The 26,225-nt window shown below is 52.2% G+C and carries 21 protein-coding genes, 3 tRNA genes and 4 rRNA genes; 14 read left to right on the top strand and 14 right to left on the bottom strand.

All coding sequences use genetic code 11. From position 1 onward, the window contains the following. Positions 1-12 precede the first annotated feature (12 nt). The 7 genes from rrf (A6A26_RS03205) to rrf (A6A26_RS03175) all read left to right on the top strand — a co-directional run bounded on the left by rrf (A6A26_RS03205) (position 13) and on the right by rrf (A6A26_RS03175) (position 1,382). Positions 13-128, top strand: a 5S ribosomal RNA gene (rrf, locus tag A6A26_RS03205). 189 nt (positions 129-317) lie between these two features. Then, positions 318-393, top strand: a tRNA-Thr gene (locus tag A6A26_RS03200). 37 nt (positions 394-430) lie between these two features. Then, positions 431-546 (top strand): 5S ribosomal RNA (gene rrf, locus A6A26_RS03195). A 189-nt stretch (positions 547-735) separates the two neighbouring features. Further along, positions 736-811: transfer RNA gene (locus tag A6A26_RS03190), tRNA-Thr, on the top strand. A gap of 37 nt (positions 812-848) precedes the next feature. Then, positions 849-964 (top strand): 5S ribosomal RNA (gene rrf, locus A6A26_RS03185). Positions 965-1,153: 189 nt separating this feature from the next. Then, positions 1,154-1,229: transfer RNA gene (locus A6A26_RS03180), tRNA-Thr, on the top strand. 37 nt (positions 1,230-1,266) lie between these two features. After that, a 5S ribosomal RNA gene (gene rrf, locus A6A26_RS03175) occupies positions 1,267-1,382 on the top strand. A 353-nt stretch (positions 1,383-1,735) separates the two neighbouring features. Here rrf (A6A26_RS03175) and A6A26_RS03170 read toward each other — a convergent pair. The 14 genes from A6A26_RS03170 to msrP all read right to left on the bottom strand — a co-directional run bounded on the left by A6A26_RS03170 (position 1,736) and on the right by msrP (position 14,915). Continuing rightward, complete coding sequence (locus A6A26_RS03170) at positions 1,736-2,494, bottom strand: amino acid ABC transporter ATP-binding protein (RefSeq protein ID WP_063877447.1); 759 nt, start codon at positions 2,492-2,494, stop codon at positions 1,736-1,738. A gap of 7 nt (positions 2,495-2,501) precedes the next feature. Further along, positions 2,502-3,602 (bottom strand): amino acid ABC transporter permease, encoded by a 1,101-nt coding sequence (locus A6A26_RS03165; protein ID WP_063877446.1) that lies wholly within the window; start codon positions 3,600-3,602, stop codon positions 2,502-2,504. 15 nt (positions 3,603-3,617) lie between these two features. Then, a complete protein-coding gene (locus A6A26_RS03160; protein ID WP_063877445.1) occupies positions 3,618-4,796 on the bottom strand; it encodes an amino acid ABC transporter permease in 1,179 nt (392 codons plus the stop codon). Between the two features lie 69 nt (positions 4,797-4,865). Beyond that, complete coding sequence (locus A6A26_RS03155; protein ID WP_063877444.1) at positions 4,866-5,891, bottom strand: amino acid ABC transporter substrate-binding protein; 1,026 nt, start codon at positions 5,889-5,891, stop codon at positions 4,866-4,868. Between the two features lie 544 nt (positions 5,892-6,435). Further along, positions 6,436-6,732 carry a DNA-binding transcriptional regulator Fis gene (fis, locus tag A6A26_RS03150; protein ID WP_003855228.1) on the bottom strand — a complete coding sequence of 99 codons (297 nt, stop codon included), beginning with the start codon at positions 6,730-6,732 and terminating at the stop codon, positions 6,436-6,438. Between the two features lie 23 nt (positions 6,733-6,755). Beyond that, a complete protein-coding gene (gene dusB, locus A6A26_RS03145) occupies positions 6,756-7,721 on the bottom strand; it encodes a tRNA dihydrouridine synthase DusB (protein WP_063877443.1) in 966 nt (321 codons plus the stop codon). Positions 7,722-8,132: 411 nt separating this feature from the next. Next, positions 8,133-9,017 carry a 50S ribosomal protein L11 methyltransferase gene (prmA, locus tag A6A26_RS03140; protein WP_063877442.1) on the bottom strand — a complete coding sequence of 295 codons (885 nt, stop codon included), beginning with the start codon at positions 9,015-9,017 and terminating at the stop codon, positions 8,133-8,135. A 15-nt stretch (positions 9,018-9,032) separates the two neighbouring features. Next, the gene (gene panF, locus A6A26_RS03135) at positions 9,033-10,478 is read right to left on the bottom strand and encodes a sodium/pantothenate symporter (protein ID WP_063877441.1); all 1,446 of its coding nucleotides are present in this window, start codon (positions 10,476-10,478) and stop codon (positions 9,033-9,035) included. Then, positions 10,468-10,710 (bottom strand): YhdT family protein, encoded by a 243-nt coding sequence (locus tag A6A26_RS03130; protein ID WP_063877440.1) that lies wholly within the window; start codon positions 10,708-10,710, stop codon positions 10,468-10,470. Before A6A26_RS03130 ends, panF begins: the two co-directional genes overlap by 11 nt. Before the next feature lie 72 nt (positions 10,711-10,782). Beyond that, on the bottom strand, positions 10,783-12,132 hold the full coding sequence (accC, locus tag A6A26_RS03125) for an acetyl-CoA carboxylase biotin carboxylase subunit (RefSeq protein ID WP_063877439.1): 1,350 nt from the start codon (positions 12,130-12,132) through the stop codon (positions 10,783-10,785). An 11-nt stretch (positions 12,133-12,143) separates the two neighbouring features. Beyond that, on the bottom strand, positions 12,144-12,608 hold the full coding sequence (accB, locus tag A6A26_RS03120) for an acetyl-CoA carboxylase biotin carboxyl carrier protein (RefSeq protein ID WP_063877438.1): 465 nt from the start codon (positions 12,606-12,608) through the stop codon (positions 12,144-12,146). Positions 12,609-12,633: 25 nt separating this feature from the next. Continuing rightward, positions 12,634-13,086: a type II 3-dehydroquinate dehydratase gene (gene aroQ / locus A6A26_RS03115; protein ID WP_063881046.1), complete on the bottom strand. Its 453-nt coding sequence runs from the start codon at positions 13,084-13,086 to the stop codon at positions 12,634-12,636. Between the two features lie 221 nt (positions 13,087-13,307). After that, positions 13,308-13,910 carry a protein-methionine-sulfoxide reductase heme-binding subunit MsrQ gene (msrQ, locus tag A6A26_RS03110; RefSeq protein ID WP_063877437.1) on the bottom strand — a complete coding sequence of 201 codons (603 nt, stop codon included), beginning with the start codon at positions 13,908-13,910 and terminating at the stop codon, positions 13,308-13,310. Further along, the gene (gene msrP, locus A6A26_RS03105; RefSeq protein WP_063877436.1) at positions 13,911-14,915 is read right to left on the bottom strand and encodes a protein-methionine-sulfoxide reductase catalytic subunit MsrP; all 1,005 of its coding nucleotides are present in this window, start codon (positions 14,913-14,915) and stop codon (positions 13,911-13,913) included. Between the two features lie 284 nt (positions 14,916-15,199). On the opposite strand from msrP, the gene csrD reads away from it, so the two are divergent. The 7 genes from csrD to yhdP all read left to right on the top strand — a co-directional run bounded on the left by csrD (position 15,200) and on the right by yhdP (position 26,181). Continuing rightward, positions 15,200-17,149 carry an RNase E specificity factor CsrD gene (gene csrD / locus A6A26_RS03100; protein WP_063877435.1) on the top strand — a complete coding sequence of 650 codons (1,950 nt, stop codon included), beginning with the start codon at positions 15,200-15,202 and terminating at the stop codon, positions 17,147-17,149. Positions 17,150-17,458: 309 nt separating this feature from the next. Beyond that, entirely contained in the window at positions 17,459-18,502 is a 1,044-nt protein-coding gene (gene mreB, locus A6A26_RS03095) for a rod shape-determining protein MreB (protein ID WP_003855260.1), read from the top strand. Positions 18,503-18,649: 147 nt separating this feature from the next. Next, a complete protein-coding gene (gene mreC / locus A6A26_RS03090) occupies positions 18,650-19,672 on the top strand; it encodes a rod shape-determining protein MreC (protein WP_063877434.1) in 1,023 nt (340 codons plus the stop codon). Next, positions 19,669-20,157, top strand: a complete 489-nt coding sequence (gene mreD / locus A6A26_RS03085) for a rod shape-determining protein MreD (protein ID WP_006120976.1) — start codon at positions 19,669-19,671, stop codon at positions 20,155-20,157. The genes mreC and mreD overlap by 4 nt, the downstream gene beginning before the upstream one ends. Positions 20,158-20,165: 8 nt before the next feature. Further along, complete coding sequence (locus tag A6A26_RS03080) at positions 20,166-20,747, top strand: Maf family protein (protein WP_063877433.1); 582 nt, start codon at positions 20,166-20,168, stop codon at positions 20,745-20,747. 1 nt (position 20,748) lies between these two features. Next, a complete protein-coding gene (gene rng, locus A6A26_RS03075; RefSeq protein WP_063877432.1) occupies positions 20,749-22,218 on the top strand; it encodes a ribonuclease G in 1,470 nt (489 codons plus the stop codon). 132 nt (positions 22,219-22,350) lie between these two features. Continuing rightward, the gene (yhdP, locus tag A6A26_RS03070) at positions 22,351-26,181 is read left to right on the top strand and encodes an AsmA2 domain-containing protein YhdP (protein WP_063877431.1); all 3,831 of its coding nucleotides are present in this window, start codon (positions 22,351-22,353) and stop codon (positions 26,179-26,181) included. Positions 26,182-26,225: the final 44 nt, after the last annotated feature.

Below are 26,225 nucleotides of genomic sequence, written 5' to 3'. Positions count from 1 at the left end.
ACAAAGAATTTGCCTGGCGGCTGTAGCGCGGTGGTCCCACCTGACCCCATGCCGAACTCAGAAGTGAAACGCCGTAGCGCCGATGGTAGTGTGGGGTCTCCCCATGCGAGAGTAGGGAACTGCCAGGCATCAAATTGAAAACCTGCACGTTACTTCGGGCAGTTCTCTACTCAAAGAGAGTAGGACAAAAGCGAATGCTTTTGAACGCTGCAGAGCAGCGGCCCGAAGGGTGAATCACCGCGTGATTCATCAACTGCAAGGCATCAAATTGAAAGACCCGAGCATCAGCATAAAAGTGCCGGGAGTACCTGTTGCGTGCTGATATGGCTCAGTTGGTAGAGCGCACCCTTGGTAAGGGTGAGGTCCCCAGTTCGACTCTGGGTATCAGCACCAGTTATATATGGCTAGAGTTCGGCAAATAAAGAATTTGCCTGGCGGCTGTAGCGCGGTGGTCCCACCTGACCCCATGCCGAACTCAGAAGTGAAACGCCGTAGCGCCGATGGTAGTGTGGGGTCTCCCCATGCGAGAGTAGGGAACTGCCAGGCATCAAATTGAAAACCTGCACGTTACTTCGGGCAGTTCTCTACTCAAAGAGAGTAGGACAAAAGCGAATGCTTTTGAACGCTGCAGAGCAGCGGCCCGAAGGGTGAATCACCGCGTGATTCATCAACTGCAAGGCATCAAATTGAAAGACCCGAGCATCAGCATAAAAGTGCCGGGAGTACCTGTTGCGTGCTGATATGGCTCAGTTGGTAGAGCGCACCCTTGGTAAGGGTGAGGTCCCCAGTTCGACTCTGGGTATCAGCACCAGTTATATATGGCTAGAGTTCGGCAAATAAAGAATTTGCCTGGCGGCTGTAGCGCGGTGGTCCCACCTGACCCCATGCCGAACTCAGAAGTGAAACGCCGTAGCGCCGATGGTAGTGTGGGGTCTCCCCATGCGAGAGTAGGGAACTGCCAGGCATCAAATTGAAAACCTGCACGTTACTTCGGGCAGTTCTCTACTCAAAGAGAGTAGGACAAAAGCGAATGCTTTTGAACGCTGCAGAGCAGCGGCCCGAAGGGTGAATCACCGCGTGATTCATCAACTGCAAGGCATCAAATTGAAAGACCCGAGCATCAGCATAAAAGTGCCGGGAGTACCTGTTGCGTGCTGATATGGCTCAGTTGGTAGAGCGCACCCTTGGTAAGGGTGAGGTCCCCAGTTCGACTCTGGGTATCAGCACCAGTTATATATGGCTAGAGTTCGGCAAATAAAGAATTTGCCTGGCGGCTGTAGCGCGGTGGTCCCACCTGACCCCATGCCGAACTCAGAAGTGAAACGCCGTAGCGCCGATGGTAGTGTGGGGTCTCCCCATGCGAGAGTAGGGAACTGCCAGGCATCAAACAAAAAAGCCCTGAACGAAAGTTCAGGGCTTTTTTACGTCTGTTATTCGGTAAAAAGTCTCTGTTAAACGTATATGGGTCGCCACAGGCACTGATGATGTACTTAAAACGGCCGGGTGGCTCTCCCCTGACCCGTAAAATGGCCAATAAAAGCCATGTAACCGGCAAGAAGAAGGACTGCTGGCGCAATGAAGTATGATTGCGGACAGGCAACTCTGTCAGTTGAAGCGTTGTGTAATCAGCGTTAGCGAAGTGAGAATATACGGGGAATAGACGCGCTGTATGCAGTTGTCAGGCGCGGCAGAACAGCACCTCCGTATGACGGAGGTGCTGAGAGATGGAGCAGGGTCAGTGAATAACCTGAGACAGGAAAGCGCGGGTGCGTTCTGACCGGGGATTCGCAAAAAACTCCTGCGGCGGCGCAACTTCTACGATCTCACCGCGATCCATAAAGATCACTCTGTCGGCCACCGTACGCGCAAAGCCCATTTCATGTGTCACACACAACATCGTCATACCGTCTTCTGCCAGCCCAATCATCGTATCGAGTACTTCTTTTACCATCTCTGGATCCAGGGCAGATGTCGGCTCGTCAAACAACATGATCTTGGGTTTCATACATAACGAACGTGCGATAGCGACACGCTGCTGCTGTCCCCCAGACAGTTGACCTGGAAACTTATGCGCATGCTCTTCAATACGCACCCGCTTCAGGTAATGCATAGCAAGCTCTTCAGCCTCTTTTTTGGCAATCTTACGAACCCACATCGGTGCCAGCGTACAGTTTTGTAAAACGGTAAGATGAGGGAAAAGATTGAAGTGTTGAAACACCATACCGACCTCAGTACGAACTCGCTCGATATTGCGCACATCCTCATTCAAATGAATACCATCTACAACAATACGGCCCTTCTGATGCTCTTCAAGATGATTGATGCAGCGAATCGTGGTGGATTTACCTGAACCAGAGGGACCACACAACACGATACGTTCACGAGGTTTCACCTGCAGATTAATATCTTTCAGCACGTGAAATTGCCCGTACCACTTGTTCACATTTTCAAGCGAAATCATCGCATTGGTTGAATCAGTTATTATTTGTGTCATAGAAACCTCAGTGCGATTTGCGCCCGGTGTGAAAACGTTTTTCCAGATACTGGCTGTAACGCGACATGCTAAAACAGAAAATCCAGTAGACCAGCGCGGCAAAGACATAGCCTTCAGTAGACATGCCTAACCAGGCGGGATCGACGGTAGCCTGTTGCACGCTACTAAACAGATCGAACAAACCAATAATGATCACCAGGCTGGTATCTTTGAATAACGCAATAATGGTATTCACCAGTCCCGGAATAGTCAGCTTTAATGCCTGCGGCAGGATGACCAGCATCTGGGTCTTCCAGTATCCCAACGCCAATGATTCAGCGGCTTCAAACTGCCCTTTTGGTAACGCCTGTAACCCACCACGTACTACTTCGGCCACATAAGCCGACTGGAACAAAATGACGCCAACCAATGCGCGCACCAGTTTGTCGATGGTCGTCCCTTCTGCCATAAACAGTGGCAACATAACCGATGACATGAACAGCACCGTTATCAGCGGCACGCCACGCCAGAACTCAATAAAAATCACTGACAGCGTTCGTACCACCGGCATCCGGGAGCGTCGCCCCAGCGCCAGCAAAATACCCAGAGGTAATGCCCCCGCGATACCAACAGACGCGATGATTAACGTCAGCGTGAGCCCACCCCATTGACGGGTTTCGACCCGGTCGAGTCCTAAGAAGCCGCCATACAACAGAAACCAGACAACGAGGGGATAACATACTGCCCAGGCGGCAATATAGCGCCCACGGTAAGGCAGACGTTTAACAAACATCGGAACGATAGACGCGAGCCCAATGATCAGCGCCAGATTGATGCGCCAGCGCAGTTCATGAGGATAGAGCCCATACATAAACTGACCGAAGCGGGCATGAATGAAGACCCAACATGCGCCCTCTTTGGTGCAGTCAGCCCGTGTTGTGCCAAACCAGTTCGCATCAAAGATCAGCCAGTTCAGAGCAGGTGGAATCACATGCCAGATAAGCCAGATACAGAACAGGGTCAATAAGGTATTAAACCAACCTGAAAACAGGTTCTTGCGTGCCCATCGCCATGCCCGATTCAACGGCGAGGAGGCTATCAGCGGTGTTTCATGTGCAGTGACAGACATAATTATCCCGTTCTCTTAACGCTCAACCAGCGCGATTTTGCGGTTGTAGAAGTTCATCAACATTGAAATCAGCAGGCTGATAATCAGGTAAACGCTCATGGTGATAGCAATGGTCTCAATGGCTTGTCCGGTCTGATTAAGGACCGTGCCGGCAAACAACGACACCATATCGGGATAACCAATTGCAGCAGCCAGTGAAGAGTTCTTCACAATATTCAGATACTGGCTGGTAAGGGGCGGAATAATTACGCGCATGGCCTGCGGGATAATGACCTGACGCAGCGTAACGGGATTCGGCAGCCCCAGCGAGCGGGCCGCTTCATGCTGCCCATAGGGCACGGCCTGGATACCTGAGCGAATCACTTCCGCAATAAAAGAGGAGGTATAGATCGACAGCGCCAACGTAAGGGCGGCCAGTTCAGGAATCATGACAAAGCCGCCCCTGAAGTTAAAACCGCGTAACTCAGGTATATCCCAGTGCATCGCTGCGCCAAAGCCCAGATGCGCAATGAAAGGGAACACCAATAACATCGCAATGGCGGCAGGCCAGGTGCGACGTAATTGACCGGTTTTAAGCTGATGCTGACGATTAAAACGGAACAGGCCGTAAATCGCTACAACAGCCAGTGCAAGGGCAATAACAAAAGGCCAGCTGCCCGGCGCATAGGTCGGCCAGGGTACGTACAGACCGCGGTTACTGACAAAGGCGAGATCAAAAGCGTTAAGCGCCTGACGTGGACCGGGCAGATTACGTAATACCGCAAAGTACCAAAAGAAAATCTGCAGCAAAGGGGGAATATTGCGAAAGGTTTCAATGTAGATATTGGCGATTTTACGCAGTAACCAGTTATCGGAAAGACGCGCCAGACCAATAAAAAAACCCAGTATTGAAGCAAAAACAATACAGAGTGCCGACACCAGTAACGTGTTAGTCAGGCCCACCAAAAAGACGCGTGCGTAGGTGTCACCTTCAGTGTAATCAATAAGATGCTGCACAATGCCGAAACCAGCATTGCGTTCCAGAAAACCAAAGCCGGAAGTAATACCGCGATTAGCGAGATTGATAACGGTGTTGTGGATGAGATAGCCCACCACAGCAAGTACGGTAATGATCGCAACTATCTGGTAAAGCCAGGCTCGAACCGTGGGATTACCGAACGAAAAATCCCTTTTCACGGTTGGGCGTTGTGACATGTTTAGACCTCAGTAACGAAAGCTTTGCTGGGGCACCGTAGAAAACGGTGCCCGACGGGTGAGGCGTGATTAACGTACCGGTGGTGCGTACTGAATGCCGCCTTTGTTCCAGAGCGCATTCTGACCACGGGCAATTTTCAGCGGGCTGTCTTTACCGACGTTACGATCAAAACTTTCCTGATAGTTACCAACCTGTTTAATGATGTTGTAAGCCCATTTGTTATCCAGCTTCAAATCTTTGCCAAAGTCGCCTTCAGCGCCAAGCAGGTGCGCCATATCAGGTGTGGTAGGTTTAGCCGTCATCTCATCAACGTTTTTAGAGCTGATGCCCATCTCTTCTGCGTTCAGCATGGCGAAAAGCGACCATTTAACGATGGTGAACCAGTCATCATCACCGCGACGCACAACCGGGCCCAGTGGCTCTTTAGAGATCACTTCAGGTAAGACGATGAAGTCATCTGGTTTACCTAATTTAATGCGTAGGGCGTACAGCTGAGACTGGTCAGATGCCAGCGTATCGCAGCGGCCACTATCCAGTGCTTTGGCGGATTCATCCGAGCGGTCAAAGGTGACCGGCGTGTACTGCATTTTGTTGGCTTTGAAGAAGTCAGCCACATTCAGCTCGGTATCAGTACCAGCCTGAATACAGACGGTCGCACCATCCAGCTCTTTCGCACTCTTCAGGCCGGCTTTCTTATGGGTCAGGAAGCCAATGCCATCATAGTAGTTAACGCCGGTAAACATGAAGCCCATGCCGCCGTCACGTGATGAAGTCCAGGTGGTGTTACGAGAAAGAATATCGACTTCCCCTGACTGCAAAGCGGTAAAACGTTCTTTTGCGGTCAGCGGGGTATATTTCACTTTTGTTGCGTCACCAAACACGGCGGCGGCGGCTGCACGACAGATATCCACATCAAGGCCGGTAAATTTGCCGCTGGCATCTGCATAAGAGAAACCCGGCAGGCCATCGCTGATACCACATTGAACGAACCCTTTCTTTTTAATCGCATCAAGTGTGGTACCTGCATGAGCCTGCTGAGCAACGGCAAGCAGAGAAGCCGCAGCAACCAGAGTAGAGAGCATCATCTTTTTCATAAAGCATCCTGTGTGGCATGTCGTGTTGTGTTGTTATGTATTGCGCACTTTGATGTGCGTTCCTGTCTGTGGCGATCGGCCATCCACGACTTTGCAAAGCCAGTGCCAGGTTTGCATAATCCTGAAGTCACCTGAAAGATCGGGTAATAATCTGAATCATCTGGAGGGCTGCAATAATATGACGCACCAAAAGGAAGCATTTCGAGTCGAAGGGATCACATTTAGTGCAAATTGTTTCACTATTTAGCAACATTGTGAGCTGCATGGCAGGTGGTGGCTGTAAGCGATTGAGGTGTTGCGTAAAATGTTAATCAGGCTCACAAAAGGCTGTTATGACAGGGTTGAAAGGCAGGCGATCAGAAAAAGATGAGCGTGTAGCGGGAGACGGTTTAAAAAGGACGGCCTGTAAAAATCACGCTGGCGACTGCAACTACAGTTACCATATTTGACGCAACTGTTTCACAGGATTTAAAAAAATTTGCGCGTTAGCGCACAAATAAAAACGCCAGCCCTGAGGCTGGCGAGATTAACGGTCTGAACTGAATCAGTTCATGCCGTATTTTTTCAGTTTCTTACGCAGCGTACCGCGGTTGATACCCATCATCAGGGCAGCACGGGTCTGGTTGCCACGGGTATACTGCATCACCATGTCCAACAGAGGCTGCTCGACTTCAGCCAAAACCAGCTCATACAGGTCACTCACATCCTGACCATTCAGTTGAGCAAAATAGTTCTTCAGTGCCTGTTTAACCGAATCACGCAAAGGTTTTTGAGTTACCTGATCCTGTGAGTTAACGGTAGAAACGGTCAGTACGTCAGAATTTACGCGTTGTTCGAACATAGTTCTTTCAGCTCTTTATTTCGTTACGCAAGATTTTCGAAGTATGCCTCCAACGCCTCCAGCTGTTCGCTGGCATCCTCAATGGCGTTGAATGTGCGCCGAAACTGGTCATTTGGGGCATGTTCCTGGAGATACCAGGAGACGTGCTTTCGCGCTATACGGTATCCCTTGCCTGAACCGTAAAAGTCGTGCAGCTCACGTATATGCGAAACAAGCAAACGCTTGACCTCTGCCAGTGGCAGCGGGGCAAGCAGCTCCCCAGTGTCCAGATAATGCTGGATTTCCCGGAAGATCCACGGTCTTCCCTGAGCAGCGCGTCCTATCATCAGAGCATCGGCTCCGGTGTAGTCGAGCACTGCTCTGGCTTTATGCGGGTCAGTTATGTCTCCATTCGCGATAATCGGAATAGAAACACTCTGCTTAACTGTCCGAATACTGTCGTATTCAGCGTCTCCGTTGAACAGGCAGGCACGAGTGCGGCCATGTATCGTCAAAGCCTGAATGCCACAGCGTTCAGCCAATTGGGCAATCGCGACACAGTTTCTGTTTTCTGGATCCCATCCGGTACGAATTTTTAATGTTACCGGAACATCAACGGCATTCACCACGGCAGAGAGAATAGACTCCACTACTGTGGGATACTGCAATAAGGCGGAACCCGCCATTTTGCGGTTCACCTTTTTTGCCGGGCAACCCATATTAATATCAATAACCTGTGCACCAGCATCGACATTAATACGCGCAGCCTGGGCCATCTCACTGGGATCGCACCCTGCAATCTGGACGGCACGAATGCCGGGTTCATCACTGTGCACCATGCGTAAACGAGATTTGTCACTGGCCCAGACTTCGGGATTCGATGACAACATCTCAGAAACCGCCATTCCTGCACCCATCTCGTGACAAAGCGTTCTGAAAGGCCTGTCAGTAATACCGGCCATCGGCGCTGCAATCAGTCGATTTCTCAGTTGGAGGTTTCCAATGCGCATGAAGTCGTAATGCCATACTGTATCTGCAAGGCGGCGTATATTACGCATTTTTTTAGGAAGATGAAAGGCCAAACTTTGAACAATTCATAAGAAAACGGCTTTCGCCCTCATCTTATCGCGGACATATGAATTAATTTATATATAAATCAGTAGCTTAAACATTTGTGTTTATTTTGTGAACAAAGGTTTTTCCGACGAAGATTCGGCATTTGCCAGATAAAAAACGTCACATACCGTGATTAACGATACAAGCAACGGCTTAAGCGACGGCAAAAGCTGTGCTGCTGAGTGTTACAGCCTTCGGTGCTGTCGGTAACGGTTGTAAGCGAAACGCGGAACCGACGGCACAGGCATTCAGGCAGTCCTGTCGAACTGGCAGGACTGCTTCTGTGACGGGCAACGTCTTAAAGACTAGGCGGTTTTGACGCCCGTAATACGACACCACTCTTCTTTGACCGCAACAGGATCGAGTGCAAAGTGCGCCACGTAGGCTTCACAGACGCTCTCGGCCTGGCTCTCCAGCACGCCGGATAAACCAAGATGCCCGCCCGATTTAGGCAGCACGCTGATAAGCGGTGCCAATTCACGTAGCGGGCCGGCAAGAATATTAGCCACCACAACATCGGCCTGAAGGTTTTCCGGCTGCTGGTGCGGCAGGAACAGCGTTAAACGATCGGCAACGCCATTACGCTCTGCATTGTCACGGCTGGCCTGGATCGCCTGAGGATCGATATCAATACCGATCGCCTGCGCCGCGCCGAGCTTAAGCGCCGCGATCGCAAGTATTCCTGAACCGCAGCCAAAATCGATCACGGTTTTACCGGCCAGATCCAGACCATCGAGCCAGGTCAGGCAAAGCGAGGTGGTAGGGTGAGTACCGGTACCGAAAGCAAGTCCGGGATCGAGCATCACATTGACGGCATCCGGATCGGGCACATCGCGCCAGCTCGGGCAGATCCACAGGCGCTCACCAAAACGCATAGGATGGAAGTTTGCCATCCACTCACGTTCCCAGTCTTTGTCCTCGATCTGTTCGATCTTGTGACGGAAATTCTCACCAAGAAGAGGATGCTGAGAAAGTTCAGCAATTACGCCCTCCATGTCGCTTTCCGCGTCGAATAACCCGATAACGTCGGTATCGCCCCACAGGCGGGTTTCGCCCGGCATAGGTTCATAGACCGGTGTATCGTGCGTATCCTGGAAGGTGACAGATACGGCACCTGTTTCCATTAACGCATCGCTTAGTTCTTCAGCGTTTGCGCCAGAACTGTTAATTTTGATTTGAATCCACGGCATAACGTCTCTCTTAATTCAGTGTTGTGGTGCGCTGACCGCATGCGGTAAACGCCCAAACAGGTTGCCGACCAGGAACGCCAGCAGACTTAACAATAATGAAGGCACAATGGGATGAAAACCCCACAGTTGCAGACCCAGGGTCGCCAGAACGGCATAGCAGCCTCCGCCCACCACCATGCCGCTGAGCGCACCGACCGCATTGGCGCGCGCCCAATATAAACCCAGAACCAGTGGCCAGAGGAAAACCGCTTCCAGACCGCCAAAAGCCAGCAGGTTGAGCCAGATAATCATGTCTGGCGGATGCCAGGCGACGAAAAGCAGTATGATCCCGAGCAAAAAGGTCACCGTTCCCGATAAAATCCGCAGGCGTGGCTCATTATCACTTTGCTGCGGGGCGATGCGCAGATACAGGTCTTTGACCAGCGTAGCGGAGGCCTGCAACAGCTGGGCGTTGATGGTGGACATAATCGCCGCCATCGGTGCCGCTAAAAACAGCCCTGCAGCCAGAGGCGGTAACACGGTGATCATCAGTGTGGGGATGACGCTGTCCGGCACGGTCAGATTCGGTAATATCGCCCGACCGAGTGCGCCAGCCAGGTGCATCCCCAGCATCAGGAGCACAACAACAATGGTGCCAAGAATAATGGCCCGATGCAGCGCTTTACTGTCCTTATAAGAGATACAGCGCACCGCCGTATGGGGCAGGCCGATGACGCCAAAGCAGACCAGCACAATAAACGAGCTCAGGAAGGTCGGCGTAATAATATCGCCCGGGCCCTCAGGAGACAGCAGTTTGGGGTCGATCGCGTGCAGCTTGTCTACGGCCGAATGAATACCGCCAGCGTGATGAATGACGGCAAACAGCAGTAAGAAGGTGCCTATCAGCATCACAATGCCCTGCATCGCATCATTGAGGACACTGGCACGGAAGCCGCCAAAGGCGGTATAGAGTGCGATAGTGCCACCAAAAATAAGCAGTCCGGTGTCGTAAGGGATGCCGGCAGCGGTTTCCAGCAGACGTGCGCCACCAATAAACTGCACGGCCATCGCGCCCACAAAGGCAATCAGTAGGCTCAGGCTGGCTAACCAGACCAGCAGTGTGCTGCCATAGCGTGCGTATAGCATATCGTTGAGTGTTACCGCATTGTGCTTGCGCGCCAGAATGGCAAACTTTTTACCCAGTACGCCCAACGACAGCCAGACAGCGGGAACCTGCACCATTGCCAGCAACACCCAGCCCAAACCGTATTTATAGGCCGCACCCGGGCCGCCTATAAACGAGCTGGCGCTGATATAGGTGGTCGTGATGGTCATTGCCAGGACAAATCCGCCCATTGAGCGGCTGCCCAGGAAATACTCGGTCAGAAAGTTGCCTTTGCGTTGTTTGCGCATCGCAAACACGGACAAGCCAGCAATGACGGCCAAATAAGCCAGTAGCGGAAGAATGATTTCAGTGTTCATTGTCATCCTCCAGCGACATATTCCGGAAGACCTTACGCACCATCATCCAGCATAAAAAAATGAACAGCAGAGGAGCAAAAATACAGGAGAGCTCAAACCAGCGCGGCAAGCCCGTTATGCCCATCGCATTTCCCCCTAACCAGGCCGAACCGCCCCAGACGGCTAACCATGCCAGTGTCAGATAGAGTGACCAGCGAGCTTCTTTGTGAGCCTGTAAATAACGCGCGTCCATAGTGTGACCTTAACGCCTGCGGGAAAAGAAAAAGGCCGGAATATCCGGCCTCAAACTGACTCAGCGTTGCGATTACTTCTCGTGCAGGCCGAGCTTTTTCTCCAGATAGTGGATATTGGTTCCACCCTGCTGGAAGTTTTCATCGGACATGATTCGCATCTGCAGTTCGATGTTGGTTTTAATCCCGTCGATAATCAGCTCCGCCAGGGCATTTTTCATACGTGCAATGGCGATATCACGGGTTTCACCGTAGGTGATTAACTTGCCGATCATGGAGTCATAATAAGGCGGCACGCTGTAGCCGGCATAAATATGGGACTCCCAACGTACGCCAAAACCACCCGGCGCATGAAAGCGGGTAATTTTACCAGGACTTGGCAGGAAGCTCACCGGATCTTCTGCGTTGATACGGCACTCGACCGCATGACCACGAATGACCACGTCTTCCTGTTTAATCGACAGCGGTTGACCCGCAGCAATGCGCAACTGCTCTTTGATCAGGTCAACGCCCGTGATCATCTCGGTAACCGGATGCTCAACCTGAATACGGGTGTTCATTTCAATGAAATAGAACTCGCCGTTTTCGTACAGGAACTCAAAGGTACCTGCACCGCGATAGCCGATATCAATACAGGCGCGGGTACAACGCTCACCGATAAATTCACGTAATTCTGGCGTGATGCCCGGTGCTGGCGCTTCTTCCACCACTTTCTGGTGACGACGCTGCATCGAACAGTCACGTTCGCCCAGATAGATGGCATTGCCCTGACCGTCTGCCAGTACCTGAATCTCAATGTGGCGAGGATTCTCCAGATACTTTTCCATGTAAACCATGTCGTTGTTGAAAGCCGCTTTGGCTTCCGCTTTCGTCATGTTGATGGACTGTTCCAGATCTTTATCGCTGCGCACAACGCGCATGCCGCGACCACCGCCGCCGCCAGAGGCTTTGATGATGACCGGATAGCCGATGCGCTTGGCGAAGGCACGGTTCTTTTCCATGTCATCGGTCAGTGAGCCATCGGAGCCGGGAACGGTAGGCACACCGGCTTTCTTCATCGCCGTAATCGCGGACACTTTATCGCCCATCAGGCGAATGGTGTCGGCTTTTGGACCAACAAAGATAAAGCCAGAGCGTTCAACCTGCTCGGCGAAATCGGCATTCTCAGAAAGGAAGCCGTAACCGGGGTGAATCGCCACCGCGCCGGTGATCTCGGCGGCAGAAATCAGCGCCGGGATATTAAGGTAACTTTTGACCGACTGCGCCGGGCCGATGCAAACCGTTTCGTCTGCCAGCAGCACGTGCTTAAGGTCACGATCCGCGCTTGAGTGAACCGCAACAGTCTTAATGCCCAGTTCTTTACAGGCACGCAGAATGCGCAGCGCAATCTCACCGCGGTTAGCAATAACAATTTTATCCAGCATGGTTCGCCCCGTTATTCGATGACAACAAGTGGCTCGTCAAATTCTACCGGCTGACCACTTTCCACCAGAATGGCTTTAACTACGCCAGATTTATCGGCTTCAATCTGGTTCATCATTTTCATGGCTTCAACAATGCACAGCGTGTCACCTGCATTGACTTTCTGGCCCACTTCCACAAATGCTTTCGCATCCGGGCTTGGTGTGCGATAGAAGGTCCCTACCATAGGTGAACGTACGATGTGACCACTGATTTCAGCAGGCGCGGCTTCTGCGACGGCGGCAACAGGTGCGACGGCATTCGCCAGAGCAGGCTGCTGAGCGATGGGCACAGCATAAGCCTGTTGCATCATCGGATAACCAGTATTTGCAGGTGCACGACTGATACGAACAGACTCTTCGCCTTCGGAGATCTCCAGCTCAGAAATGCCAGATTCTTCAACCAGTTCGATCAGTTTTTTAATTTTACGAATATCCATGAATGGGGTTCCGTACTCAGTTTGATTAATTAGTATGAGACAGGCGCTTCACTGCCGTTTGTAATGCCCACGAGTAACCGTCAGCGCCAAGCCCACAAATGACGCCAGCAGAGACATCAGAAAAATAGGAGTGATGGCGAAAAGGCTCGCGGCTGTGCACATTTGACAGGTGAACTTCAATAAATGGAATGTTCACCGCTAACAGAGCATCACGCATTGCTACGCTGGTATGCGTAAACGCGGCAGGATTGATAATGATATAATCCACATTGCCTTTTGCCTCATGAATGCGATCAATGAGTTGATACTCAGCATTGGATTGCAAATGGCTTAACCTTACATTCAACTGGTCTGCCTGATGGCTCAGACTGGAAACAATCTGATCCAGGGTAACATCCCCGTATTTATCAGGCTCACGCGTCCCTAACAGGTTAAGGTTGGGACCGTTCAAAAGCAGAATATGTAATTTATCGGCCATCTTGCTGCCATCTCCCGCAATCATTGAGGCATCGCGTAAAATACCTTGCCGCTTTCCATTTGTCACCCGTCACAGTGAAAAAGAAGCGTCACATCGCAATAAAGCCGGGCATTATATCCGTTTCGTGGCATTTCGCAGCAAAATACTGGTCTTATCTGCGAAGTTGATCGGATGCGGCTCGCAGGCCGCATTTTTCGCAGACGATCGGCAATAAGAAGAGACTAGCGCGGCCACCATTTAATGAACTTTTTATAGCGCCAGGCTAACAATATCAGGGCTAAAAGCGCATAAATGATCGGTTGGGGAGACAGGATTTTTACCGACCACATATAGTGAATCGGCGCCAAAATAGCGACCAGATAGATAAAGTTATGCAAGGTTTGCCAGCGCCTGCCCAGTTTGCGCTGCATGCGTTGAAAAGAGGTGATCGCCAGCGCCAGCAGAATAAACCAGCAAATAATGCCCAGTGTCAGATAAGGACGTGAAATCAATTCGCTTCCGAGCAGGCCGAGGTTATTCACGCCCAGCTCCAACAGGTAGTAACTGGTTAGATGCAGGCTGGCCCAGAAAAAAGTCCAGATACCCAACAGGCGACGGGTCCGAATGAGCAGCGGTTGCCTGGCCACGCGTGTTAACGGCGAGACAAGCAAGGTTGCTAACAGCAGTTTCAGCGCCATACGGCCGGTAAAATGCTGGATATCTTTGGCAGGATCGGCGCTGAGTCCTCCCTGCATCGCGGCCATAATCAAGTAAACCAGCGGTAAGAAAGCCGCCAGATGCAGTAGCACTTTAAGCCAGCCGATCTGCTTTATTGACAGGCGCACTCAATAATTCTCCCGCAAATCCATACCGCGATAGAGTGATGCAACCTGATCGGCATAACCGTTGAACAGTAATGTGGGCTGACGATCAACATTAAAAGCACTACCCGGACCAATAAAACGTTCGGTGGCCTGCGACCAGCGCGGATGATTCACATGCGGGTTCACGTTGGCATAGAAGCCGTACTCATTATCCGCAATCTGGTTCCATGTGGTAGGCGGCTGGTCGTGCGTCAGCGTAATTTTCACAATAGACTTAATGCCCTTAAAGCCATATTTCCAGGGTACGGTAAGCCGAATTGGCGCACCGTTCTGTGGCGGCAGGGCTTTACCGTAAACGCCCGTCGTCAGAATGGTCAGGGGATGCATGGCTTCATCCAGCCGTAAGCCTTCTACATAAGGATAATTTAGCCCACCCCCGATAAAGCGGTCCTTTTGACCCGGCATCTGATCGGGGGCATAAAGTGTCTGAAAAGCAACAAAGCGCGCTTTGCTGGTGGGTTCCGCCAGCTTCAGGAGTTTATTGAGTTCAAAACCTATCCACGGCACCACCATCGACCAGGCTTCAACGCAACGCATCCGGTAGATACGTTGCTCCATGGCAAAGCGTTTAAAAATATCATCCATGTCTAACGTCACGGGCTTTGCCACTTCGCCTTCTATCGTCAGCTTCCAGGGATCGGTTTTTAACGTTCCCGCGTTCGCTGCCGGATCGGCTTTATCCAGGCCAAATTCGTAGAAATTGTTATAGCCGGAAACCTTATCCGCAGGCGTTAACGGCAGGTTGGCCTGATATTGTGCGGGCTTGGTAAAGTCCAGCGCCCGACCCGCCGGCGCGGGCGGGCGGTCATTACCTTTGAACCAACTCAGAATATCGGCGTTGGCCATGCCCGGGACGCTGATTGCAGCAGCCCCCAGTCCCAGGGTCTGAAGCACCCGACGACGATTCATATTAAAGATGCTTTCTGGCGTTACATCTGCTTCGGTCAGGCGTTTTGTCTGCTTCATCGTCTCTTCTCCAGCTCGATTTTCACAATCAGCATGATGACTATTGCTTAAGCTGGCGAATTTTGCTGCAAAAATGTGAAATTTCCTGGCTGAAGCTTCCAATGAGAATGCGCTGAAAAAAGGATAATTAAGCGTTCTGGGCCTTTCTCAACGTTATACTGCGGCTTCGCGTATGACCTCGCTGTTGCCGGAAACAATTTGTGTTATTTTGCTCAAAATTCTTCCGGCTAACGTGCAGAGAGGCGGCGTGATCCGGCGGCAACCGTAGTGAAACAGGCACAGGGATGCGATTAACTACCAAACTTTCTGCATTTATTACATTTATTAGCGTACTGGCAATGGTTTTAATGCTGGTGGGCTGTGCTTTTAGTGTTTTCTGGCTCACCCATCAGCGTGTAGAAAATCGGGTACAGGTTTTGGCAACCGAAGTGGATAAAGTCCTGCTGAAACAGCCTCCCGAAGCGCTGGAAGCCTGGCTTACGCCGGTATTACCCGTGATTAACGCCGAACAGCTGTCCTTATATAATGGTCGGCAGACTGTTTTCACGCTTTCCCGCCATGAAAACCAAATGCTGCAGCATCAAAAAAATCGCTATATCCATTTTGACATTGCGCTGATGCACCAGCCGGGTATGCGATTGCAACTGACGATACTCGATCCCGCACAAACCTGGCTGCACTCTATTCCCGCGACATATACGCTTGTCGCGCTGCTGTTGGTCGTACTGATCATGGCCGTTATGCTGTCCATTACTCATCGTTGGCTGGTACGTCAATGGCGCGGGATGGAGCAACTGGAAAGCCGCTCAGCATTAATACTTGGTGGAGAACGTCGGCATTGTCGGCAAAAGCATGCTGATGAGTGGCCGCCCAGAGCCAGCCGTGCGATCGACCTGTTACTGTCCGATCTACAGGAAGCCGGCGAGCAGCGCGTCCGCATCGATACGCTGATTCGAACCTTTGCGGCTCAGGATGGCCGGACGGGGCTGAATAACCGCCTTTTCTTCGATAGTCAGCTGGCAACGCTGCTTGAGGATCAGGAAGATGTCGGGACGCATGGCGTGGTCATGATGATACGTTTTCCTGAGCTCGACACCCACGATGATTCACTGGGGCCAGTGCTGGTCGAAGAGTACCTGTTTAACGTCGTCAACATGCTGTCCACGTTTGTCATGCGTTATCCTGGCGCACTTCTGGCGCGCTATTTTCGCAGTGATTTCGCGGTATTACTGCCGCATCGTAGCCTGAAAGAGGCAAACAGTATCGCTGATCACCTCATCAATGCGGTTGACGCGTTGCCGCCTATGCGCAAGGTTAACCGCGACGATTTTATTCACATCGGCATCAGTGCCTGGCACAGCGGACAGACGGTGCCGCAGGTCATGGAAAATGTCGAAATGGCCACGCGCCGCGCGACGTTGTCAGGCGGCAATAACTGGTCTAATGGCGCAGGAAACCCTCTGGATGCAGGACGCGGTAGTGTTCGTTGGCGGACCTTGCTGGAAAATACCTTAAGTCGCGGCGGACCACGTTTATATCAGAAGCCTGCGGTGGACAAAGAGGGTAAGGTGCGGCATCGCGTACTGCTCACGCGCATTTATGATGGGGACAAAGAGGTACTGTCGGCTGAATATATGCCATTGGTGCAGCAGCTCGGCATGGCCGAAAGCTGGGACCGCCAGATGGTATTACGCGTTGCCGCCTTATCTGAACTGTGGCCAGAAGAGACATTGGTCATCCCCATCAATATCGACTCGCTGCTGAAACGTCCGTTTATTGTCTGGTTGTACAATATGTTGCTGCAGTGCCCAAAATCTCAAAGAAAGCGATTTTTATTTGAACTTGCGGAAGGGGATGTCTGTCAACACATCAGCGATTTGATTCCGATCTTCCACTCATTGCAGGCATTCGGCTGTCGTATCGCGGTTAATCAGGCCGGTCTGACGGTAGTCAGCAGTGCTTACATCCGGCAGTTACCGGTTGAATTAATCAAGCTGGATGCAGGACTGGTGCGCAACATTGAGCGGCGTACGGAAAACCAGCTGTTTGTGCGAAGCTTGCTGGACGTCTGTAAGCCCACCGGGACGCAGCTGTATGCCGCGGGCGTGCGCACCAATGCAGAGTGGCAAACCCTGGTAGGATTAGGGGTAGAAGGTGGACAGGGTGACTTTTTTTCACCTTCACAGCCGGTTAACAGTAACGTAAAAAAGTACTCCCAGCGTTACCGTTTTTAACCGTTTGACCGGTTTTACGTTCTTCGCCTCAGCTTTTGATGAATATGGAACGATAAACGTGCAGAATACGTCGCCTGAAATGTTAGATTTTATGTCGGAGTAAAGTTAAGAAAATTCTTTAACATGCTGCTCTGATGCCGTGATATCGCTGTTCCGCTCGTATGCGTAACAGGCTTAAATGATGTAAAACGAATGCCGTCTATTTTTTCACCGAAGCAGAACGTTTTTGCGCCTTGTGGCAGCTTCGTGTGGTTGGTAAAGTAAGCGGATTTTATTTTCCGCCTCCAGCTTGCAGGATTATCCTTTAGTATGTTTAAAAAATTTCGTGGCATGTTTTCAAATGACTTGTCCATTGACCTGGGTACCGCGAACACCCTGATTTATGTAAAAGGACAAGGCATCGTGCTGAACGAGCCTTCCGTGGTTGCTATCCGCCAGGATCGTGCAGGTTCACCGAAAAGCGTGGCGGCTGTGGGTCATGACGCCAAACAGATGCTTGGCCGTACGCCAGGCAATATCGCAGCTATTCGTCCAATGAAAGACGGCGTTATTGCCGATTTCTTTGTGACGGAAAAAATGTTGCAGCACTTCATCAAACAGGTTCACAGCAACAGCTTCATGCGCCCAAGTCCGCGTGTGCTGGTCTGTGTGCCTGTAGGCGCAACCCAGGTTGAACGCCGCGCGATTCGTGAATCGGCCCAAGGCGCGGGCGCGCGTGAAGTTTTCCTGATTGAAGAGCCAATGGCGGCCGCGATTGGTGCAGGTTTACCGGTTTCTGAAGCCACGGGCTCAATGGTCGTGGATATCGGTGGTGGTACCACTGAAGTTGCCGTGATTTCCCTGAATGGCGTTGTGTACTCTTCATCCGTTCGTATCGGCGGTGACCGTTTTGACGAAGCCATTATTAATTATGTGCGCCGTAACTACGGTTCATTGATTGGTGAAGCGACAGCAGAACGTATCAAGCATGAAATCGGCTCGGCTTATCCGGGTGATGAAGTGCGTGAAATTGAAGTGCGTGGTCGTAACCTGGCGGAAGGTGTACCACGCGGCTTTACACTCAACTCCAATGAAATTCTCGAAGCCCTGCAAGAGCCACTGACCGGTATCGTAAGTGCGGTAATGGTTGCGCTGGAACAGTGCCCACCGGAACTGGCGTCTGATATTTCTGAGCGCGGCATGGTCCTGACCGGTGGCGGCGCGTTACTGCGTAACCTGGATCGCCTGCTGATGGAAGAAACAGGTATTCCTGTTGTCGTCGCTGAAGATCCACTGACCTGCGTTGCGCGCGGTGGCGGAAAAGCGTTGGAAATGATCGACATGCATGGCGGCGATTTATTCAGCGAAGAATAATTGCCTCAACCGGCTGGAATCGTTGTAACAGTGCGCAGGGAGTAGCGTGTAAACCGGCGCTGCACGCATCGGTATGATGTGACCAGCCCAGGAAAGTGCGGCTCGCCCGTACTTTCTTACCTTGTAGTCGAGGAACACGCAGATTATATGAAGCCGATTTTTAGCAGAGGGCCTTCTCTGCAATTGCGTCTATTTTTGGCGGTGATTGTGGCGATTGCCATTATCATTGCTGATAGTCGCGTGAGTTCATTTACTCAAATACGCAACTATCTGGACACGTCGGTCAGTCCGTTTTACTTCCTGGCCAATGGGCCGCGCCAGCTTCTTGATGGCGTGTCAGACACGCTGGCTTCTCGCCAGCAGCTCGAACTGGAAAATAAAGCGTTACGTCGAGAGCTTTTTCTGAAGAACAGCGACCTGCTTATGCTGGGGCAATACAAGCAGGAGAACGCGCGCCTGCGCGAGCTGCTGGGTTCCCCGCTGCGTCAGGACGAGCACAAGATGGTGACTCAGGTTATCTCCACCGGTACCGATCCCTACACCGATCAAGTGGTTATCGATAAAGGCAGTGCTAACGGTGTTTACGAAGGCCAGCCGGTTATCAGTGATAAAGGTGTCGTGGGCCAGGTCATCGCCGTCGGCCAGTTTACCAGTCGTGTACTGCTGATTTGTGACGCATCACATGCGCTGCCTATCCAGGTACTGCGTAATGATATTCGCGTGATCGCGGCAGGCAACGGGTGTACGGAAGATCTGCAACTGGAACACTTGCCAGGCAATACCGATATTCGTGTCGGTGACGTACTGGTGACGTCGGGCTTAGGTGGGCGTTTCCCTGAGGGCTATCCGGTAGGGGTGGTTTCATCGGTTAAGGTCGATACGCAACGCGCGTACACGGTCATCCAGGCACATCCAACCGCAGGTCTGCAACGTCTGCGTTACCTGTTGCTACTGTGGGGCGCGGATCACAACGGTGATATGCCGATGGCACCTGATGAAGTCCACCGGGTCGCTAATGAACGCCTGATGCAGATGATGCCGCAGGTTCTGCCTCCCGCGGGTGAAATGGGCCCGCCTGCACCTGCTACCCAGACCACCACGCCTGCTTCTGGCAGTAGCGAAAGCAACCCACAAGGGTCCGCTTCCCGCTCACGCGGAGGCCAGAATTGAGTCGATATCGCAGCCAGGGACGATGGGTTATCTGGCTGTCCTTTCTTATGGCCTTTATTCTGCAAATCATGCCATGGCCGGAACAAATCTATATGTTCCGGCCTTCATGGTTATTGCTGATCCTGGTCTACTGGGTACTGGCGCTTCCGCACCGTGTTAATGTGGGAAGTGGGTTTCTGCTGGGCGCGATTATGGATTTAATCGCGGGTTCCACGCTTGGCGTTCGCGCGTTGGCGCTTAGCATCATCGCCTATCTGGTGGCGTTTAAATTCCAGTTATTCCGTAACTTAGCGTTGTGGCAGCAGGCGTTAATGGTTATGGTGCTGTCATTAGCAATGGATGTGATCGTCTTCTGGGCGGAGTTTCTGGTGATCAACGTCTCATTCCGCCCTGAAATTTTCTGGAGCAGTGTTGTCGACGGGATTCTCTGGCCGTGGCTATTCTTATTAATGAGAAAGATCCGCCGTCAGTTCGCTGTTCAATAAGGAAATTTATGGTAACCCTTTATCTGGCATCCGCGTCTCCCCGTCGACGCGAACTGCTGACTCAACTTGGTCTGAACTTTGAGCGCATCATCACTGACGTTGAAGAACAACGTCAGTCGCATGAATCGGCCGAGGTGTATGTCCGTCGCCTGGCGCATGACAAAGCAAAAGCCGGTACGCTGATTGCCCCGCATGACCTGCCTGTATTGGGCGCGGATACCATCGTCGTGCTCAACGGTGAGGTGCTGGAAAAACCGCGCGATGCCGCCCATGCCAGCGCGATGCTCAGTAAACTCTCAGGAAAAACCCATCAGGTCATGACGGCGATTGCTCTGGCTGACCGTCAGCAGGTACTGGACTGTCTGGTGGTCACCGAGGTGACTTTTCGTAACTTAACCCTGAGCGACATTACTGATTACATCGCGACAGGTGAACCTATGGATAAAGCCGGCGCTTACGGTATTCAGGGGAAGGGCGGAAACTTTGTGCGTAAAATCAATGGAAGTTATCACGCGGTGGTCGGATTGCCCTTGGTTGAGACAGCAGAGCTGATCGACCATTTTCAGTCACTGCGTGCCGTAAGGGGTTAACATGACGGCTGAGCTACTGGTTAACGTTACGCCTGCTGAAACGCGAGTCGCCTATATTGATGGCGGAATCCTGCAGGAAATCCATATCGAGCGTGAAGCCCGACGCGGCATTGTCGGCAATATTTACAAAGGACGCGTCAGCCGGGTGCTGCCTGGCATGCAGGCGGCATTTGTGGATATCGGACTGGATAAAGCCGCGTTCCTGCACGCTTCTGACATCATGCCGCACACCGAATGTGTTGCGGGCGATGAAAAGAAAAATTTTGTCGTACGGGATATCGCAGAACTGGTTCGCCAGGGACAGGATCTGGTGGTTCAGGTGGTGAAAGACCCGCTGGGCACCAAAGGCGCGCGACTGACGACGGATATCACATTGCCTTCGCGCTACCTGGTGTTCATGCCTGGGGCAGCGCATGTTGGCGTTTCTCAACGTATCGCCAGTGAAAAAGAGCGAGAGCGGCTGAAAGCCGTGGTAGCCGATTACTGTGACGATTTGGGCGGCTTTATTATCCGCACCGCAGCCGAAGGCATTGGTGAAGAAGAACTGGCACAGGATGCGGCCTTTCTGAAGCGCCTGTGGACCAAAGTCAGCGAACGAAAAAAACGTAATCAAACGCGTTGTCTGCTTTATGGTGAACTGGCGCTGGCACAACGTATTCTGCGTGATTTTGCTGGCGCAGCGCTGGACCGCATTCGTGTCGATTCGCGCCTCACCTGCGATTTGCTCAACGAGTTCACCAGTGAATACATTCCCGAGATGTCCAGCAAGCTTGAGCTTTACAATGGTAAGCAGCCTATCTTCGATCTGTTTGATGTTGAAAATGAGATTCAGCGCTCGCTGGAACGAAAAGTTGAACTCAAATCTGGCGGATACTTAATCATCGATCAAACTGAAGCGATGACGACGATAGACATCAATACGGGGGCATTTGTCGGGCACCGAAACCTTGATGAGACTATCTTTAATACCAATGTGGAAGCCACTCAGGCGATTGCACGTCAGCTAAGACTCCGTAATCTGGGGGGCATCATTATCATCGACTTTATCGATATGAGTAATGAGGACCACCGCCGTCGCGTGCTGCATTCGCTGGAAACGGCACTGAATAAAGATCGGGTTAAGACCGGTATCAGCGGCTTTTCAGCGTTAGGGCTGGTGGAAATGACCCGCAAGCGCACGCGCGAAAGTATTGAGCACGTGCTGTGTGAGGACTGTCCGGTTTGTAAAGGGCGCGGCACGCTGAAAACAGTTGAAACGGTGTGCTACGAAATCATGCGCGAAATTGTCCGCGTGCATCATGCTTATGACTCGGATCGATTCCTGGTGTACGTTTCGCCAACCGTCGGTGAGGCCTTGAAAACAGATGAGTCCCATGCGCTGGCCGAAGTCGAACTTTTCGTGGGTAAACAGGTGAAGGTGCACGTAGAAGCGCTCTACACTCAGGAACAGTTTGACGTGGTGATGATGTAATACTGGCTGGTCAGGCTCACCATGCCTGACTGCACATTTTGGGGTAAAATGTGAACCCATACCGCTATGTCATAAGACGCCGGGTATGAGCAGCAACCATCCGTCGTTAACGGTAGACAAGGAGAGGTGTGAGTGAGGCAGTTGCCAAGAATTATGTTACTGCTGCTCGCGACAGTCATTGTGATTGTGGCGCTGCTTGTCAGCGCGCTGCGTCTGGCGATGCCGCATCTTGACGCCTATCGTAGTCAGGTTCTTCAGTTCGTCTCCGACACCAGCGGTGTCAAGGTTAACGCCAGCCAACTCCGTGGAAAGTGGGAGAATTTCGGCCCCACGCTACAAATCCGCGACTTAAATGTCGATATGAAGGAGACCGGCTCGCTCTCCATCGCACGTATCACCGTTGCGCTGGATGTCTGGCAGTCACTGCTCCACTGGCGCTGGCAGTTCCGCGATCTGACCTTCTGGCAATTACATCTCGACAGCACTCAGCCTCTGCTGACCAGTGACAGCGACAAGCACAGCTTTAAGCTCACTCAGGTCAACGATCTGTTTTTGCGTCAGTTCGATCACTTTACTCTGCGTGACAGCACCATTCGCTTTATCACCCCATCCGGTCAGCATGCTGAACTGGCGATTCCTAACCTCACCTGGTTGAACGAAAACACCCGACATCGAGCAGAAGGTGAAGTCAGCCTGTCGAGCTTTACTGGACAACACGGCGTAGTGCAGGTTCGTCTTGATCTGAAAGACAGTAATGGCTTACTCAACGATGGTCGTATCTGGATGCAGGCCGATGATGTTGATATGCGTCCATGGCTGGGCCGCTGGGTGAGGGATAACACCCGGCTTGATAGTGCCCGGTTCAGCCTGGCGGCCTGGGTTAATCTGCGTGATGGCGACGTCTATGCCGGCGATCTGCTGTTAAGTAAGGGCGGCGCAAGCTGGCAGGGCGAGAGCGGTCCCCACACGCTGAACGTTGATAACCTCACTGCCCATCTGTCGCGTTACAAAAATGGCTGGGTGGTCAATGTGCCGCAAACCAGGCTCAGCACAGACGGTAATGCCTGGCCTGCCGGTCATTTCTCACTCCTCTGGCAACCTCAGGACCCGCAGATGCTGGGCAGCAACAGCGAGCCTGAGATTCGGGTACGTGCAACACAGTTGGCGCTGGACCACATCGCACCGTTGGTGCCGCTGTTTGCGCCCTTATCACCGGCATTGTTTGATAACTGGCGCGCATTACGACCGCGCGGCACCATTGACGGGCTGGCGCTGGATATTCCTGTCGATCAGCCTGAGCAGACGCGCTTTCAGGTTAAGTGGCGCGACTTCAGCTGGCAGTTCTGGAAACTGGTTCCCGGCATCAGCCATTTAAATGGCGAAGCGACAGGCAGCCTGAATAATGGGCAGGCCACGATTGCGATGGGCCAGGCCACGGTGCCCTATGGTGATATGTTCCAGGCACCGCTGGAGATCAAGCAGGTGACCGGCAGTATGAGCTGGTTGCGTGACCCGCACGGCCTGACCCTGGCAGGTCATAATCTTGATATCCAGGCGCGTTCACTTTGGGCACATGGCGACTTCCGTTATCAGCAGAACACCGATACGCAGCCTCAACTTGATATCCTGGCCGGTATTAACGTCAGCGATGCGGGCGATGCCTGGCGCTATTTCCCCACACCGCTGATGGGGCATTCGCTCACGCGCTACCTGAGCGGCGCGGTTAAAGGCGGCAAGGTGGAGAATGCCACGCTGCTGTTCAACGGCAATCCGGCGCTTTTTCCTTTTCAGCATAACGACGGCATGTTTCAGGTCTGGGTGCCTTTACGCCACGCAACCTATGGTTTCCAGCCCGGCTGGCCGGATATCAGCAACCTCGATATCGATCTTAACTTCCTGAATGATGGCCTGTGGATGCATGCGCCCCTGGCTAAACTGGGTGAAGTGGAGGCGCGTAATGTCAGCGCCACCATTCCTGATTACATGAAGGAAAAGCTGATTATCAACGGTGATATCAGCGGAGATGGTCAGCAAATTGGCGATTACTTCCAGCACACGCCACTCAAGTCCTCCCTGGGGGCGGCCCTTGAACAGTTACAGATTAAAGGTCTGACCAAAGGCCACCTTAAGCTTGATATTCCTCTGAATGGCAAGGACGTTCACGCCAGTGGTGATGTGGTGATGAATAACAATAGCCTGCATATCAAGCCGCTGAATACCACCATGACCCATCTGACTGGGCAGTTCCGTTATAACAACGGCAATCTTGAAAGCGATCAGATGCAGGCGGACTGGTTTGGTCAGCCCCTTAATGTCAGCTTTAGCACAAAAGAAAATCCTGATGATTTTGGCATTAACGTTAAGTTACTGGCTGACTGGCAACTGGCAAAAATCACCGGTATTCCGCCCCAGGTGGGCAGCCAACTGGTTGGGCATCTTCCCTGGCAGGGCGAGGTTAACGTCGCCTTACCGCATAAGGGCGGTGCGCATTACGACATCGCGCTGAAAGGTGACGGGAAGGAAGTAAGTAGTCGCTTACCTTCGCCACTGGATAAAAAAGCGGGCGAAAGCCTGCCTGTGGCCATCAACGCTAAAGGCGATTTAACGCACTTTGATCTCAGCGGTAGCGTAGATGAACGGCACAAATTTAACAGCCGCTGGCTGCTGGAGCCGGCCCTGCGCGTTGACCGTGGTATCTGGCTCAACGATACAAAGACAATACCGACGCTGCCAGATCATTCAGGCATGGTACTCAACTTACCTGCGCTGGATGGTGAGGCGTGGGCGGCACTGATGACGGCTGGCGAAGGTGGTGCGACCCGTTCAACCGGTGAGCATCAGGTGGGCGGTGCAACGCTTCCGGGCAATATTATCCTGCGTAGCCCTTCTGTGAGTCTGGCAGGCCAGCGCTGGCATAACGTTGATACCTCATTAACCCAGGACATGGGTGGAAAAAACCGGATTAACGTCAATGCTGACGAGCTAAGAGGGCAGTTAATCACCTCACCTTCAGCGCCGTGGCAGATCGCTCTGGATTACCTTTATTACAATCCAGACTGGGAGGGCACTGGCGATAAGAAAAGTGCGTCCGCCTCACCTCTGGGGCAAAAAAGCGATCAGATCGACTTTAGCCAGTGGCCTGCTTTACAACTGCAATGCGCTGAATGCTGGCTGATGGGGCAGAAGTATGGACGGGTCACTGCCCGGCTTCAGCCTAAAGGAAGTACGTTGGCACTTACTAACGGTTTAGTGGATACCGGCAGCTCGCGGCTGAACATTCAGGGCGAATGGGTTAACCGACCAAACGACCAGCGCACCTCTTTAAAAGGCACGCTGCAGGGCAGCAACATCAATAACGCGACCAACTGGTTTGGCGTGAATACGCCGCTGCGAGATGCGCCCTTCAAGATTGATTATGACCTGCACTGGCGCTCGGCACCGTGGCAGCCCGCGGCAGAAACGCTGAGCGGCACGCTGAAAACGCACTTTGGTAAAGGACAAATAAGCGATGTGGATACCGGCGCCGCCGGACAGATTCTGCGCCTGTTGAGCTTCGATGCCCTGTTACGCAAACTGCGTTTTGATTTCAGCGATACCTTTAACAAGGGGTTCTATTTCGACTCCATCAACGGCACCGCCTGGATTGAAAATGGGGTCGTGAGAACTGACAACCTGTTGGTTGACGGCCTGGAAGCGGATATCGCCATGCAGGGCAATATGGACCTGGTGAAACGCCGCATTGATATGGAAGCGATAGTCACGCCAGAAATTTCTGCGTCAGTGGGCGTGGCGGCTGCTTTTGCCATTAATCCGGTGGTGGGGGCGGCGGTATTTGCCGCCAGCAAGGTGCTGGGACCGCTCTGGAGTAAAATTTCAGTCCTGCGTTATCACATCAGCGGACCGCTGGATAAGCCTGAAATAGATGAAGTAATGCGTAAGCCACGCGAAACCTATAACAAGTGATATTTGACGGCGTAACATAATTGCCGCAGGCTATGATTATCCGA

The organism is Pantoea sp. OXWO6B1, from assembly GCF_001641135.1.
GTDB classification, from domain to species: domain Bacteria; phylum Pseudomonadota; class Gammaproteobacteria; order Enterobacterales; family Enterobacteriaceae; genus Pantoea; species Pantoea allii.
The sequence above is the reverse complement of the archived record's forward strand: the minus strand, read 5'-3'. Positions and strand labels throughout refer to the sequence as shown.

Coding starts and splice junctions, on each gene's coding strand:
- csrD (WP_063877435.1), top strand. CDS start 15,200: ATGCGATTAACTACCAAACTTTCTGCATTTATTACATTTATTAGCGTA.
- A6A26_RS03160 (WP_063877445.1), bottom strand. CDS start 4,796: ATGTCACAACGCCCAACCGTGAAAAGGGATTTTTCGTTCGGTAATCCC.
- A6A26_RS03170 (WP_063877447.1), bottom strand. CDS start 2,494: ATGACACAAATAATAACTGATTCAACCAATGCGATGATTTCGCTTGAA.
- prmA (WP_063877442.1), bottom strand. CDS start 9,017: ATGCCGTGGATTCAAATCAAAATTAACAGTTCTGGCGCAAACGCTGAA.
- A6A26_RS03155 (WP_063877444.1), bottom strand. CDS start 5,891: ATGAAAAAGATGATGCTCTCTACTCTGGTTGCTGCGGCTTCTCTGCTT.
- dusB (WP_063877443.1), bottom strand. CDS start 7,721: ATGCGCATTGGAAACCTCCAACTGAGAAATCGACTGATTGCAGCGCCG.
- accB (WP_063877438.1), bottom strand. CDS start 12,608: ATGGATATTCGTAAAATTAAAAAACTGATCGAACTGGTTGAAGAATCT.
- msrP (WP_063877436.1), bottom strand. CDS start 14,915: ATGAAGCAGACAAAACGCCTGACCGAAGCAGATGTAACGCCAGAAAGC.
- panF (WP_063877441.1), bottom strand. CDS start 10,478: ATGAACACTGAAATCATTCTTCCGCTACTGGCTTATTTGGCCGTCATT.
- aroQ (WP_063881046.1), bottom strand. CDS start 13,086: ATGGCCGATAAATTACATATTCTGCTTTTGAACGGTCCCAACCTTAAC.
- mreC (WP_063877434.1), top strand. CDS start 18,650: ATGAAGCCGATTTTTAGCAGAGGGCCTTCTCTGCAATTGCGTCTATTT.
- A6A26_RS03130 (WP_063877440.1), bottom strand. CDS start 10,710: ATGGACGCGCGTTATTTACAGGCTCACAAAGAAGCTCGCTGGTCACTC.
- rng (WP_063877432.1), top strand. CDS start 20,749: ATGACGGCTGAGCTACTGGTTAACGTTACGCCTGCTGAAACGCGAGTC.
- A6A26_RS03165 (WP_063877446.1), bottom strand. CDS start 3,602: ATGTCTGTCACTGCACATGAAACACCGCTGATAGCCTCCTCGCCGTTG.
- accC (WP_063877439.1), bottom strand. CDS start 12,132: ATGCTGGATAAAATTGTTATTGCTAACCGCGGTGAGATTGCGCTGCGC.
- fis (WP_003855228.1), bottom strand. CDS start 6,732: ATGTTCGAACAACGCGTAAATTCTGACGTACTGACCGTTTCTACCGTT.
- mreB (WP_003855260.1), top strand. CDS start 17,459: ATGTTTAAAAAATTTCGTGGCATGTTTTCAAATGACTTGTCCATTGAC.
- A6A26_RS03080 (WP_063877433.1), top strand. CDS start 20,166: ATGGTAACCCTTTATCTGGCATCCGCGTCTCCCCGTCGACGCGAACTG.